Source organism: Bacteroidota bacterium (genome assembly GCA_018831055.1).
Lineage (GTDB): Bacteria > Bacteroidota > Bacteroidia > Bacteroidales > B18-G4 > M55B132.
Window position 1 is genome coordinate 22,887 of the sequence record JAHJRE010000002.1, and the last position, 14,182, is coordinate 37,068.

Consider the following 14,182-nt stretch of genomic DNA (forward strand, 5'->3'; position numbering starts at 1 on the left):
AAGCCTTTCAATGTTAATGTTTGTTAAAAGCACCATTAACAATTCATCAATTTCCGTAGTATTCTGTATTTACTTTGTTTAACTTTGCATTTATGAGGTTAGTTTTTGAAAAATACCAGGGAACCGGCAATGATTTCATCCTGATAGACAACAGGCAGGATATCTTCAAAAAAGATGCCAGATTTATTGCAAAGCTATGCAACCGGAATTATGGTATCGGTGCTGATGGCTTGATTCTTTTAGAGGAATCAACAAATAGCGATTTCCATATGAATTTTTACAATCCCGACGGTTCTCATGCCGGGATGTGCGGCAATGGTGCCAGGTGCATTACTTCTTTTGCCCGACGGCTGGGAATCATTTCTAATAAAGCCAGTTTTACCGCCGGAGACGGACTGCACGAAGCAGCCATACTTGAAATGCGCGATTCCGATGACACTATCCGGATTTCGCTCAAAGACCCTGATATTAAAAAGAATGACACTGGCAATTGGGTAATTGACACCGGTACTCCCCATGTTATTCTTTTTCCTGAAAAACAGCAAAGACTGGATGAATTATTTAAAACAGCCGTAGAAATACGCTATTCGGAGCAATATGCGGCTGATGGTATTAATGTTGACTTTGTATGGATGAAAGATGACCACATCCTTGTAAGCACCTATGAACGTGGCGTTGAAAATTTCACTCTATCCTGTGGTACCGGGGTAACAGCTTCAGCCATCGCCGCTTGTTTGAGTGGCTTTACTATTGAACCTGTAAAAGTTGTTACTCCAGGAGGTACTCTTTATGTTGGATTCTCAATCGATGGAAAGCATTTCCGGAATATTTGGCTTCAAGGAAACACAACCAAGGTTTTTGCCGGAACGATTGAAATATGATACGGCTCTATTGACAAAAGTCATGCTTCCATCCATAGGAATTTTATTAAAATAAACTATTTTTACCCATGAAAAATCCGGAAAACATGCTGAAATCGCAAACCCTTTCGCTCCGTGCGCCGGAACCAGAAGATGTAGATATATTATACCGTTGGGAAAACGACGAAAGCATCTGGCATTTAAGCAATACCCTGACGCCTTTCTCCCGGTTTGCCCTGGAACAATATATCATGAACACGCATGAAGACATCTTTTCATCACGACAACTACGCCTGATGATAGATGTAACTGAAAGCCAAACTCCTGCCAGAACAGTAGGGGCAATCGATTTGTTTGATTTTGATCCGGCTAACCGGCGCGCAGGCATAGGAATACTCATCATCAAGGAAGAGAGAGGCAAAGGCTATGCATCAACCGCCCTCGAAATGGTAATCCGATATGCATTTCATCGCCTGGGCCTGCACCAGCTATATAGCAATGTACTTAAAGACCATGAGGCCAGCCTGGAACTCTTCCGCAAACTCCAGTTTGAAATCGCCGGTCTGAAAAGAGAATGGATTTTCGTTGACAATCAATGGAAAGATGAATATTTACTGCAATTGATCAATCCCGACAGCTAAATCAAAATGGACAACTATGCCATACTATCACTCACGCTATACCACAAACTATAGGAAAAAGAAAAAACCATTCTTTCATAAACTGATTCTGTTTCTTTTGTTTTTATTAATCATCGCTGCCGGTATTATCGCTTACACCGGTTATCAAATTTTATATAAAAATAATGTCTGGCTTAACAACGAAGAAAAGGTTTCGGTATATATTCCTACCGGATCCAGCTTTGATGATGTAAAAAGTATTCTTTACAGCCAGGGAATCATCCTCCACCGAAATAGTTTTGAATGGGTGGCCAAACAAAAAAAATATCCCGAGCTTATAAAACCTGGTCATTATGTTATTACCAAAGGGATGAGCAATGACGAACTGATAAATCTATTGAGGTCAGGGGAACAAACACCGGTAAAATTGATTTTCAACAGCTTACGTTCCAAAGAACATCTCGCCAGGGTCATTTCCCTGCAACTGGAAGTTGACTCTGCCGAGATCGTAGATCTTCTGAACGATTCATCATATATGTCAAAATTTGATCTGAAAGATCCTTCCGGCCTTTCCCTTTTCATTCCCAACACCTATGAGTTTTACTGGAATACCAAGCCAACCCAATTCATGGAAAGAATGTATGCCGAATATCAGCAATTCTGGAACGATGACCGAAGGATGAAAGCAGAATCAATAGGATTCAGCATACCGGATGTAATCACCCTGGCATCGATTGTAGAAAAAGAAACCGCCAAAAATGATGAAAAGGATGATATTGCCGGAGTTTACATTAACCGTCTCAATTTAGGCTGGCGATTACAGGCAGATCCCACGCTCATTTATGCTCTGAACGATTATAGCATACGGCGTGTCCTTAACCGGCACAAGGATGTTGAATCTCCTTACAATACTTATAAATACGGAGGGCTGCCTCCAGGCCCCATATGTATCCCCTCCATTTCATCCATCGATGCAGTTTTGAACTATACTGACCACGATTACCTGTTTTTTTGTGCCAGGGATGATTTGAGTGGATATCATGTCTTTGCAAAGACATCCGAACAACATGCAGCCAATGCCCGAAAATTCCAGAAAGTTCTGGATGAAATGAATATAAGGAAGTGATATCCTTAATCATGGAAAACACCTGGACCCCTGAGCCCTGCCTTAAACCGCATAGAAAGTGCTGTGGATACAAGGCTTTTTGGTTTGCAGGAGTACTGCTGATTTTTCAACACGTTGCCTTTACTCAGCATTTGCACAACTTCTACCCCGACACACTAAATAAAAAAAGACTTACCGGGTTAATCATTACCGAAACAATAGCTTATTCAGCTACTATGGCTGGATTATATCAGTTATGGTATAAAAATTACCCATCTTCTTCTTTTCATTTCATCAACGACAATCAGGAATGGCTTTTAATGGATAAGGCAGGACACGCTACAACAGCTTATTACCTTGGGCGCATTAATTACAACGCCCTGAGATGGGCAGGGGTAAAAGATAAAAAGGCGGTCTGGTACGGTGGAGCCAGTGGGCTTTTGTTCGTGACCACGATAGAGGTTTTCGACGGGTTTTCAAAGGAATGGGGGGCATCTACCGGCGATATCATTGCCAATACAAGCGGAGCTCTGCTTTTTGTTTCCCAGCAATTATTATGGAAAGACCAGCGGTTTACTCTTAAATATTCTTTCCACCCATCCGAATATGCTGATTATAATCCGGAATTACTGGGGAAAAACACTTTACAGCAGGCCATTAAAGATTATAACGGGCAGACTTTCTGGTTATCAGCAAATATAAAGTCATTCATCCGGCGCGATTCCCGCTTCCCATCCTGGCTAAATATTGCTTTCGGATATGGGGCAGAAGGAATGACCGGTGCCGGTTCGAACCCAGTATCCATTGACGGTACACCAATTCCACCAAGTGAGAGATACCGCCAATTTTATCTCTCGCCCGACATCGACCTTACACGTATAAAGGTAAAATCAAACTTCCTGAAAGTTGTTTTTACCCTTATCGGTTTTATTAAGATTCCATTACCAACACTGGAATACAATAAGGAAAACAACTTTGTTTTTCATTGGGTTTATTTTTGATGAGAACGAAAAAAAAGCAGGCGACAAGTTACAAGCTTCAAGCTGCAGGCTGCAACCTGTAACTTGTCACTTGACACTTGTCACTTGTCACTTGTCGCTTGCAACATCACGAACACAGCATCATAATTATGAGCAACTTTAAAATGATCATCTGGGACTGGAATGGAACCCTATTGGACGATACCCGGGTTTGCATTGATTGTATGAATATTCTTCTTACCAACAGGAACAAGCCTTTGATCAATTTTGAGCAATACCGGTCTATTTTCACTTTCCCGGTTAAAGAATATTATGAGGCGGCAGGGTTTGATTTTTCCAAGGAACCCTTTGATACTCCTGCTCTTCAATTTATAGACCTTTACCGTAGGAGAATTCAAAATGCCGGTTTGCAGACTGATGCCAGATACATCCTGGAATATTTTCGAAAACAGGGATTTCCACAGGCAATATTATCGGCGATGCAACATGATTTCCTGGAAGAAACCATAGGGATGCATGATATACAAGATTACTTTACATATATACAAGGTATCGGGGATCATTTTGGCAATGGTAAAGCTGACCAGGCTTCCATCCTGATGCAGGCAAGCGGTTATCTGCCGGAAGAAGTGATTTTTATAGGTGACACGATACACGATCATGAAGTGGCATTGGAAACAGGATGTGAAGCCATCCTGGTATCAAACGGACATCAATCTAACGAAAGGCTTAAACAAACCGGAAGAAGAGTAATTAAAAATTTAAGCGAATTGAAAATGATACTATAATTTGCTTAAATTCGGTCAATTTTAACGAACTAAATAAGTGACATATGAAACTGGTAAAGAGTGTCGCAGAAGCCGTTAATCCCGGCACAATACGTCCGGGCAGCATAATATACATTCAGGGAAATGCAGCAACCCCACAAATGCTATGTCGTCAGCTTGCCGTTGATACTTCCATTGAGCAGGCCGATACGCTTCATGTACTTTTGTTGGGAGATATAGCTGAATTATTTTCAGAAGAAACCTGTAAAAGGATCCGGCACAGGATCATTTTTAACGGGCCTCACTCAAGAGTCGCTATGAACAGTGGATGGGCTGCATACCAGTTAATTCACCTGAGCGACATTCCGCATCAACTGAGAAATTACATTAAACCCAATGTTGTTTTCCTCCAGGTCAGCGGACCGGATAACGGGGGAAATTATAGTTACGGTACTACTATTGAGGGTACTAAAGCCGCGGTTGATTCAGCCAAAGCGAATAATGGGCTTGTTATTGCGGAGAGAAACAAGCAAATGCCATTTATTTTAGGAACAACCCTGCATGAAAGCGAAATAGATATAATGGTTGATGTCGACTATGAATTGCCCCACAGTCCTGTCCATGAACCGGATGAAAGGGCTAATCGCATAGGTGAAATCATAGCGGAATTATATATCCATGATGGGTCGACTCTGCAATACGGGATTGGTGAAGTCCCGGAAGCCGTAACCAATGCCATTATAAAAAAAGGAGTGAAGAACCTGGGAATATACACCGAGTTACTTGCAGATTCAATGAGGATCATGATCGACAAAGGCATAGTAACCAACCATTACCTTGAAAACAAATTCTCAACTGCATCAATTTTCCTTAGCGGCTCAAAAGAAGGTTATCAATGGATGCATTTTAACAGTTCCATTCAAAGCCGCCCTTCGGATCAGACCAACAACATTCGCAATATAGCCGCACAACCTAAAATGACTGCTATTAATGCGGCCATTGGCGCTGACCTTCATGGAAATATCTGGGCCGACTCTCTGCATGCCCGGCAGATATATAGTGGTATAGGCGGACAGGCCGACTTTCTCAGAGGCTCTTACCTCTCGCATGGAGGCGTACCCATCATCGCGATGAAGTCCACAACAGATAACGGGGTTTCTAAAATTGTTGATAAATGCCCCGAAGGAATTACTACAACTGCCATTGCGGCAGATCCGGTTGTAATTGTAACTGAGAACGGAGCATTCAATCCACGCGGACTAACCATTGCCGAACATGCCATTGGTATTGCCCATCTTTCTTCACCCGAAATAAGAGATAGCCTGTTGAAAAATATTTTTGAAAGCAAAGTTTTTAACAAACCCCGGGGAGCTCTGTTAAGCAGCAAGGCAAAGGGATTTGTTTCCTATGAGGCGATTAAAAACCACGGATAATGGCAAAACACTGAATACTCAATCATTCTTCATCCTTGTATATTTCCCGGCTGATCAGCTGGCCTTCTGAATAAATCTCTTTCTTGGTATTTTCACCTTTATCGTTGAAATACATCCAGATACCATCCTGGAAATTATCCTTATATGTGCCGGAAACATTCACAAAACCGTTCAGATGCTTGATAATGATCATGCCTTGCAGTTCACCATTTAAATAGTTGGCTTCCAATTTCGTTGACCCGTCTGTAAAATACTGGTGCCAGGGTCCGTTCTTCACCCCATCCTTGTATGTATATTCCTCAGCCACCTTTCCATCGGGGTAAAAAGTCCTCCATATTCCTGTTTTTATCGTATTCTCATAAATCTCCTCCGAAAGACGTATCCCGTCAAATTCGCTGTAATAGGTCCAGATACTGTCTTTCTGTTCATTCAGATAATTACCTGTCGCCATTAACATTCCGTTTTGATGAAAAATTTTGGTGCGTGCCCTCCTACCGTCATCATAAACCTTTGAGACAGCTTTGATTTTACCGTTTGGGTAATAATATTTCAACTCCCCGTAGGGAATATTATCTTTGAAATAACCTTCAAATTTCAGCTTTCCACTTACATCATAGACCTTCCATAAACCCTGCCTGCGTCCCAGGCTATCTACTTCATTACCTTTAATATTAAGCAATTCCTGTCCAAAGAATAAGGAAGGCAGGAAAAAAAACAGGCAATATGTTATAAATAAAATCCTCATTGTCAGAATATATTAGATCCAGGCTAAATGGGAATTCTATCCCAAAGATTCCCATGAAAGCCTTTTAACTTATTTTTGTGGATCAAAAATATAAATTATCACTGATTGTGAACGCATATTCTTCAAGATTACTGGAAAATGCGGTAAATGAGATTAGCCGTTTACCGGGTATCGGTCGCAAAACAGCCCTGAGGCTTGCCCTTTTTCTTCTCCGTTTGGAAGAAAGTGAGGTAGAATCTTTCTCCGATGCCATCATCAGGATGCGCAGGGAAATCCGGTTTTGCAGTCGCTGCCATAGCATCTCCGACGATGAAATATGTGAAATATGCCAGGATGATCGCCGTGATAAAAGTTTGCTTTGTATTGTGGAAGACATCAGGGATGTTATGGCTATTGAAGCAACCCAGCATTACAAAGGGCTATATCATGTATTGAACGGAATAATCTCCCCCATGGAAGGAGTGCGCCCGGAAAACCTTACGCTGGAATCCCTTTTCACAAGGGTGCCCGCAGAAAATATTCGGGAAGTGATCCTGGCTTTGCCCACAACTCTTGAAGGAGACACAACGAACTTCTATATTTATCGCAAATTGCAGAATTCAGGTGTTGTGATAAGTGTAATCGCGAGAGGGATTGCCATTGGAGACGAACTTGAATACACCGACGAAGTCACTCTGGGCCGGAGCATCGACAACCGTACTCCCTTCAAGGAACCAGGTACAGCTAACAAAAAATCCATTTAGTCCTTTTCGTCCCCTTCCTTAAAGAGATTCAGCTGATTCGGGGTAGCATAATTTCCTTCCGGAATTCCCTGGACATATGCATGTAAATACGGCTTCAAGACTTTGCGAATAAGTTTGTTAGGAGTTATTTTCCTGGCTTTGCAATAGTTCTCCAGGGAACGAACCTGACGGGAAGATAATTTTATCTCCACTTTTTTATAGCGGATCTTCCTTCTTTTCTTCTTTCTTTTATGTTCTCCCATGATTGCCTTTTAAGGCTGTCTAAAATAGGAAATGAAGATATTTTTACATCAAATTGTTGATATCTTTTAATAATTTACCGGCAAGAGAAACGGCAGTTTCTTCATTTCCGGACTCCGAATAAATACGGATAATGGGTTCTGTATTGGATTTTCTCAGATGCACCCACCCTTCGGGAAAGTCAATCCTGATGCCATCAGCTTTATTCAAAGGGTATTCTGCATATCGTTCAGATATTTTCCCCAGGATGCTATCGACATTGATCCCCTGCTTTAGCTCAATTTTGTTTTTTGAAATGTAAAAATCAGGATAAAGGGAGCGGACTTCAGAGCACTTCAATCCGGATTTAACCATATGGGTCAGGAAAAGGGCAATGCCTGCCAAAGCATCCCTACCGTAATGAAGATCAGGATATATTACCCCTCCGTTGCCTTCTCCGCCAATCACAGCATGATGCTTCTTCATCATCTCCACTACATTTACTTCACCGACAGCCGAGGCAAAATAGCTTCCTCCATAACTTTCCGTCAAATCTTGCAGTGCACGGGTTGAGGAAAGATTAGATACCGTGTATCCAGCCTTGTTTTTCAGAATGTAATCGGCAACAGCTACCAGTGTATATTCCTCGCCAAACATCTCTCCCTTTTCTGTAATGATAGCCAGCCTGTCAACATCCGGATCGACAACAAATCCTAAATGTGCTTTCTTTTCCCTGACAAGGGAGGCTATTTCAGTTAGATTGGCTGGAAGTGGCTCCGGATTATGAGGGAAATGTCCTGTGGGTTCACAGTACAACGGGATGATATTTTGCACACCCAATCGCCCGAGTAAAGGCAATACGGAAATACCACCTGTTGAATTTACGGCATCCACTGCCACTGTGAGATTGGCTGATCTGATGGCTTCGACGTCGACGAGAGGAAGTTCAAGAATTTTTGCTATATGCAAATCAATAGCATCCTGAAAAAAGGAATAACTTCCCAATTGTTGAACCTCTGAATACACATTTCCAGGTGATTCAGACAGTTCCAGGATTTTCTGTCCATCCACAGCAGATAGAAATTCTCCCTTATGGTTGAGAAGTTTAAGCGCATTCCACTGACCGGGGTTATGACTAGCCGTGATGATAATCCCTCCCTGGGCGGAAAAATGAGTAACCATCATTTCAACTGTAGGGGTGGTAGACAAACCCACATCAACCACGTCAACACCTTTACCCAAAAGGGTTCCTGTAACAAGATGGGATACCATTGGACCTGAAACCCTTGCATCACGGCCGATTACGACCTTTAATCGCTGACCGGGGTGCGCCTGGGATATAAACCCTGCAAACGCAGTAGTAAATCTGACTATGTCGAGCGGGGTAAGACCCTCCCCGGGTATCCCTCCAATAGTTCCACGGATACCGGAAATGGATGTGATCAGTGTCATAAGCGAAATTTTCCGCCAAAGATACGCCTTTTGAAAGGGAGTAAATAACACCCGAGAAAATAATTGACACTAATTGATGTATATTTGTTTAATTTTGCAGCGTACTACAGAAAACACTGAATGAGCGAAAACTTCGATTATCAGGATGAACTCGATCCTGGCAGCATTGTGAGACGATTTGAGGAGATGAAAAAATCCGGGAAAGAATATTTTTTCGATGTGGATGAATTTGATGTCATGATTGATTACTTTCTCGACAACCTAATGCTGGATCAATGCCAGGAAGCCATAACAATGGCCATGAACCAACATCCTTCCGGTATCAACTTCCTGCTGAAACAGGCCAGATTATATATCAATGCCAACCAGGCAGAAAAAGCCCTTGAATTGCTTACTGAAATAGAAAAAATAGAGCCTTCCAATGCTGATATATTCATCACGAAAGGCTCCATCTACAGCCAGATGAAGCATTACAACAAAGCCATTGAAGAGTATAACAAAGCCATCAACGATTCTGATGATATTGACGAGATATACACCAATATTGCTTTCGAGTACGAAAACATGGGTAATTACGAGAAAGCGATAGAATACCTCAGAAAGGTGCTTAATCTCAATCCCGATAATGAATCGGCACTTTACGAGATATCCTTTTGTTATGAAATGACGAAAAAGGTATCATCCGGCATTGATTTTCTCCTGGATTTTATCGATAAATACCCGTATTCAAAAGCAGCATGGTTTAACCTGGGGGTATTATACAACAACTTCGATTATTTCGAAAAGGCCATTGAAGCTTACGATTATGCGATTGCTATTGACGAGAACCTTGCCGCTGCATATTTCAACAAAGCCAATGCCCAGGCTAACCTTGGATTATTTACCGAAGCTATTGAAACCTACAAGGAAACCCTTAACCTGGAAGATCCCGAAGCCATAACCTATTATTATATCGGTGAATGCTTTGAAAAACTTGAGGACTATCAACAGGCAATAACTTATTATCACAAAGCCCTTGAAGAAGATTACGACCTTCCGGATGCATGGATGGGACTGGGAGTGGCATGCGATGAACTGGGTAAAACACAGGATGCGCTAAAGTACATGAAAAAAGCTGTTGAACTGGATGAAATGAACCCGGAATATTGGTATATGCTCGCAGAAATCCAGGATAAAATTGAACTTCCTGAAGAAGCGGTCCAGTCATATCAGCATGTTCTTGAATTGGATCCTGCAAACCAGGATGCCTGGCTGGATTATTCAGAGCTTACAGCCAGAATCGTAAACCTGGAAGAAGCCATCCGGATACTTGACCGGTTTATTGTACAGCATAATCCCGAATCACCTATACTTTACCGGCAAGCAGCGTATCTCTTCAGCCTCGGCCTTTTGAAAGAATCTTATATCAAACTTGAAGAAGCCCTTCAAACAGACCCGGTAAAATATCCGGAAATGCTTGACTTCCTGCCGGAAATGAATCACGATCCGGTTGTTGCCGAATTGATCACGAAGTATAAAGGGTGAGCCGGGCCTCGGCTTCGCTCGGCACAGGCTTCAAGTTACAGGCTGCATCCCTTCATTCCCCTTTCTTCTTTTTCATATCCATCAGCTTCTCAACCAGGTCGGGAACTTTTTCAAAAATAGCGTCAAGTCCCTTTTTCTTGTCGGAGGCGATAAAGGATATCTCATCCCCGCGGGAAACCAGGAATCCAATGGGGGTAATTCCAACCCCGGCACCGGCACCACCTCCCATTCCTTTCGAGAGTTTTAAGTCACCCGATCCTTTACCGATGGTACCTCCTCCACCAAATCCGAGTCCTACTTTAATTACCGGCACACATGTGAAGTCCCCGAGTTGGAAAGGCTCTCCAACAACGGTTTCGGTCTTCACCATCATATTCAATTGCTCCAGTACCTTGTTAAAAGTTTCGTCATAATTAATCGACATTGTAATACCTCCTATGATTTTTTATCAATAAATTTTAATCTTATCCATAATAACAGACCTAACCACGCAATCCTTCCCAGGTTGTTTCGGATTTTCAGCAAAACAGCCCAGGTCTCGGAAAAATTAACAAATACATTCACCTTTTTACCATTCACACAAGTAAGCAAAGGAACCAGGATGGCGTTCACAGCATAGTCACCGGTGTCAAAAGTTGCCTCCAAACGCTTCAACCGGAAAGAAGACCACAAAGCTCTCAGAAAACGGTAATATATCCTGATTTTTGCCAGAGTGTGCGGTTCAGACAACACTTTAGTCTTTTTTCCCTTAGACTTTAGAGATGGATACTTGATTTTCATTGGGGAAATATCCATCCTGAATGGGATAAAAAACACATAAAATTTTCCCCTGTAACCATTTTCGCTACCATAAACTACCATCCTGAAAAGAACAGGCCACGACAAGGAATATCTCTGCTCTTGAGTATCTGCATAAATAGTGAAAGGCAATAGTAAAATGAGCAGTAAAAACGCCAAGAGACATAAAAGGATCACCCATATCGCCATCATGGCCTTAAAGTTAATAAATATACCGTTCCAGTTCCATTTTTGCTAATTTTGCACCTTTCTGACATAATTATAAAATGAAATATCTGGTTCTTATACTGAAAGGCATAGCCATGGGGGCAGCCAATATCATTCCCGGAGTTTCCGGTGGCACCATAGCTCTCATCACGCAGGTTTTTGAGCGTCTGATCAATGCCATTAAATCAATAAATTTCACCGCTCTCAGGTTCTTATTGAAGGGAAAGTTTGGGGATTTCGCCAGGTATATTGATCTTTACTTCCTGCTGGCAATTTTTTTCGGTGTCGTCATAGCAATTCTAACTTTGGCAAGGCTTTTCGATTACCTTTTCACGAATTATCCTGTGTATATCTGGGCATATTTTTTTGGGCTGGTGCTTGCCTCTGTGTATTTTGTCGGAAAGAGGATTGAGAAACTAACCACAAGTGTTGCCGTAACCTTCATTATCGGAACCGCTATTGCCATCATTATTTCCGTTTTAAACCCGGCTACTGAGAACCACAGTTTTTACTACCTGGTACTCTGCGGCATTGTTGCGATTTGCAGTATGATCCTCCCGGGGCTCTCGGGATCGTTTGTGTTGTTCATTATGGGCAATTATAAACTGGTTGCCATAGATGCCATTAATGACCGTGATTTCAGCATACTTTTACCGGTTTTGATCGGGGCTGTAGTAGGATTGATTGCATTCTCACATTTTTTATCCTGGGTTTTCAGGAAATACCGAAATGAAACCATTTCCATTCTCACAGGATTCATTCTGGGTTCGGTGAGTATACTCTGGCCGTGGCAACGAAAGGAATACCTTGAGATTGCCGGGCAGGTGGTAATAAAAGACGGCGAGCCGGTAATCGCCCGATATATCAGGTACCTGCCCCAGGAAATAAATCCGGAGTTCTGGTATGCTATTGCTATCATTCTTGCAGGCATTGCCTCTATCTGGGCCATAGAAAAACTGGCGGAAAAGAAATCCTCATGAATCTTTACGGTCTGACCGGCTATCCGCTGGATCATTCTTTTTCAAAAGCCTTGTTCCAGGAAAAGTTTTCCGAAGAAAACATCTCCGCCTTTTATGATCTTTTCCCTTTGCAGGATGTTTCAGGTATCCGTGAATTGTTCCTGAAAACCCCTTCACTGGAAGGTCTTAATGTGACCATGCCTTTTAAAACAGCCGTTATACCCTTTCTGGATGCTCTGGATGCTATTGCCTTGCAAACAGGTGCCGTCAATACAGTCAAAGTTTACCGGGAAAAAACAGGTTTATTCCTGAAGGGATTCAATACCGATGCTTATGGATTTGAAAAATCGTTTGCCGGTTTTTATAAAAATGAAGGCGGTCATGCCCTGGTACTGGGGTCCGGAGCTTCTTCCCGCACTGTGCAGTATGTTTTGAATAAGATGAGTATCTTTTCCCGGATTGTCACAAGGCATCCTGCCAATAAGGAACAATTGCATTATTCGCAGACAGACAAGAAAATCCTTGAAAAATATAATATCATCATCAACACCACACCACTGGGTATGGTTCCCGAGATCAGCAATTGTCCACCCATTGCTTATGAATGGCTGAACACAGACCATTTTCTTTTCGATTTGATATACAATCCGGCAGAAACCTTATTCCTGAAAAAAGGCAAGGAAGCCGGAGCGCATACGGAAAATGGGATGGAGATGTTATTACTTCAGGCAGTTGAATCCTGGAGGATATGGCAGGAAGCTTAGTACTCCAGCAACATTCTTCCCATAATTCTTCCCTTTATAATTTCATCGATATAATGATCAAGTTCTTCCGGTTTCATAGGTTGAGCGATCTTATCCATATGGCTGATACGCCATTTCCCGGCCAGCTTATCCCATAGTTCTCTTCTGTGATCCATAGGGCAGGTTGCAGAATTGACCCCCAGCAGGTTAACGCCATTGAGGATAAAAGGAAAGACGGTGGTATCCAGCTTAAATGACAGGGCATTACCGGCAGTAGCTACGCTACCGTGGACTTTACATGCCCTCAGGACGGTATTCAGGATATTCCCGCCCACTGTGTCGTAAGCCCCTGCCCACATGGGTTTAAGTAACAAACGACCGGAGGTGTCATCTACTTCCTCTCTGTCAATAATCCTTTTAGCTCCCAGGGATTTCAGATAATCATGTGCATCCTGCTTTCCTGTGGCGGCAATAACATTGAAACCCAATCGTGACAACACAGCTACAGCAATACTCCCGACCCCACCGGAGGCTCCTGTAACCAGGATATCCCCATCCTCGGGTTTCTGTCCCATGCGAAGCATCTTATCCACCCCGAGAGCGACGGTAAAGCCTGCGGTGCCGTAAATCATGCATTCACGCAATGTTAAGCCTGAGGGACGAGGGACGACCCAATCTCCCGGTACACGGATATATTCGCCGAATCCCCCATCAGTATTCATTCCCAAATCATATCCTGTTACAAGCACCTCATCTCCCTTATTGAACAGAGGGCTTTTCGATGCTTCTACAATGCCCGAAGCATCAATACCCGGCTGAAAGGGATATGTCCTCGTAACCCCTTTATTGCCTGTGGCGGAAAGAGCATCTTTATAGTTTAATCCGGAGAATAGAACTCTGATAAGTACCTCGTGGTCCGGCAGTTCACTGATAGAGCGTTCTTCAATCTTACGGACAAACCCTCCATCCTGTTCCCTGACCATCAGGGCACGGAATTTCTTGTCTTCCATTTCTTTTTTTTATCAAA

At 42.6% G+C, this 14,182-nt stretch carries 16 protein-coding genes; 10 read left to right on the plus strand and 6 right to left on the minus strand.

Annotation, left to right across the window (positions count from 1 at the left end; genetic code table 11):
- Positions 1-92 precede the first annotated feature (92 nt).
- The 6 genes from dapF to KKA81_00135 all read left to right on the plus strand — a co-directional run bounded on the left by dapF (position 93) and on the right by KKA81_00135 (position 5,765).
- Positions 93-881, plus strand: coding sequence for a diaminopimelate epimerase (gene dapF, locus KKA81_00110; protein MBU2649309.1), 789 nt, complete (start codon positions 93-95; stop codon positions 879-881).
- An 86-nt stretch (positions 882-967) separates the two neighbouring features.
- Positions 968-1,501, plus strand: coding sequence for a GNAT family N-acetyltransferase (locus tag KKA81_00115; protein MBU2649310.1), 534 nt, complete (start codon positions 968-970; stop codon positions 1,499-1,501).
- Positions 1,502-1,517: 16 nt separating this feature from the next.
- Positions 1,518-2,606, plus strand: coding sequence for an endolytic transglycosylase MltG (gene mltG, locus KKA81_00120; protein ID MBU2649311.1), 1,089 nt, complete (start codon positions 1,518-1,520; stop codon positions 2,604-2,606).
- 11 nt (positions 2,607-2,617) lie between these two features.
- Positions 2,618-3,586: a YfiM family protein gene (locus tag KKA81_00125; protein ID MBU2649312.1), complete on the plus strand. Its 969-nt coding sequence runs from the start codon at positions 2,618-2,620 to the stop codon at positions 3,584-3,586.
- A gap of 128 nt (positions 3,587-3,714) precedes the next feature.
- Entirely contained in the window at positions 3,715-4,353 is a 639-nt protein-coding gene (locus KKA81_00130; protein MBU2649313.1) for an HAD family hydrolase, read from the plus strand.
- A 44-nt stretch (positions 4,354-4,397) separates the two neighbouring features.
- Positions 4,398-5,765: an acetyl-CoA hydrolase gene (locus KKA81_00135; protein MBU2649314.1), complete on the plus strand. Its 1,368-nt coding sequence runs from the start codon at positions 4,398-4,400 to the stop codon at positions 5,763-5,765.
- A 22-nt stretch (positions 5,766-5,787) separates the two neighbouring features.
- Here the strand turns inward: KKA81_00135 and KKA81_00140 are convergent, their stop codons facing one another.
- Positions 5,788-6,510, minus strand: coding sequence for a hypothetical protein (locus tag KKA81_00140; GenBank protein ID MBU2649315.1), 723 nt, complete (start codon positions 6,508-6,510; stop codon positions 5,788-5,790).
- A 104-nt stretch (positions 6,511-6,614) separates the two neighbouring features.
- Between KKA81_00140 and recR the strand changes: the two genes are divergently transcribed.
- Positions 6,615-7,253: a recombination mediator RecR gene (gene recR, locus KKA81_00145; GenBank protein MBU2649316.1), complete on the plus strand. Its 639-nt coding sequence runs from the start codon at positions 6,615-6,617 to the stop codon at positions 7,251-7,253.
- Here recR and KKA81_00150 read toward each other — a convergent pair.
- Entirely contained in the window at positions 7,250-7,495 is a 246-nt protein-coding gene (locus KKA81_00150; GenBank protein ID MBU2649317.1) for a hypothetical protein, read from the minus strand. The genes recR and KKA81_00150 overlap by 4 nt on opposite strands.
- A 43-nt stretch (positions 7,496-7,538) precedes the next feature.
- A complete protein-coding gene (gene glmM, locus KKA81_00155) occupies positions 7,539-8,924 on the minus strand; it encodes a phosphoglucosamine mutase (protein MBU2649318.1) in 1,386 nt (461 codons plus the stop codon).
- A 120-nt stretch (positions 8,925-9,044) separates the two neighbouring features.
- On the opposite strand from glmM, the gene KKA81_00160 reads away from it, so the two are divergent.
- Positions 9,045-10,448 carry a tetratricopeptide repeat protein gene (locus tag KKA81_00160; GenBank protein ID MBU2649319.1) on the plus strand — a complete coding sequence of 468 codons (1,404 nt, stop codon included), beginning with the start codon at positions 9,045-9,047 and terminating at the stop codon, positions 10,446-10,448.
- Positions 10,449-10,500: 52 nt separating this feature from the next.
- On the opposite strand, the gene KKA81_00165 is transcribed toward KKA81_00160, so the two are convergent.
- Together KKA81_00165 and KKA81_00170 are read right to left on the minus strand one after the other, a co-directional pair.
- The gene (locus KKA81_00165; GenBank protein MBU2649320.1) at positions 10,501-10,872 is read right to left on the minus strand and encodes a GerW family sporulation protein; all 372 of its coding nucleotides are present in this window, start codon (positions 10,870-10,872) and stop codon (positions 10,501-10,503) included.
- 11 nt (positions 10,873-10,883) lie between these two features.
- The gene (locus KKA81_00170; protein MBU2649321.1) at positions 10,884-11,438 is read right to left on the minus strand and encodes a hypothetical protein; all 555 of its coding nucleotides are present in this window, start codon (positions 11,436-11,438) and stop codon (positions 10,884-10,886) included.
- Positions 11,439-11,512: 74 nt separating this feature from the next.
- On the opposite strand from KKA81_00170, the gene KKA81_00175 reads away from it, so the two are divergent.
- Together KKA81_00175 and KKA81_00180 are read left to right on the plus strand one after the other, a co-directional pair.
- The gene (locus KKA81_00175) at positions 11,513-12,433 is read left to right on the plus strand and encodes a DUF368 domain-containing protein (GenBank protein ID MBU2649322.1); all 921 of its coding nucleotides are present in this window, start codon (positions 11,513-11,515) and stop codon (positions 12,431-12,433) included.
- Complete coding sequence (locus KKA81_00180; GenBank protein MBU2649323.1) at positions 12,430-13,176, plus strand: shikimate dehydrogenase; 747 nt, start codon at positions 12,430-12,432, stop codon at positions 13,174-13,176. The genes KKA81_00175 and KKA81_00180 overlap by 4 nt, the downstream gene beginning before the upstream one ends.
- On the opposite strand, the gene KKA81_00185 is transcribed toward KKA81_00180, so the two are convergent.
- Complete coding sequence (locus KKA81_00185; GenBank protein ID MBU2649324.1) at positions 13,173-14,165, minus strand: YhdH/YhfP family quinone oxidoreductase; 993 nt, start codon at positions 14,163-14,165, stop codon at positions 13,173-13,175. The two genes, KKA81_00180 and KKA81_00185, sit on opposite strands and share 4 nt — an antisense overlap.
- Positions 14,166-14,182: the final 17 nt, after the last annotated feature.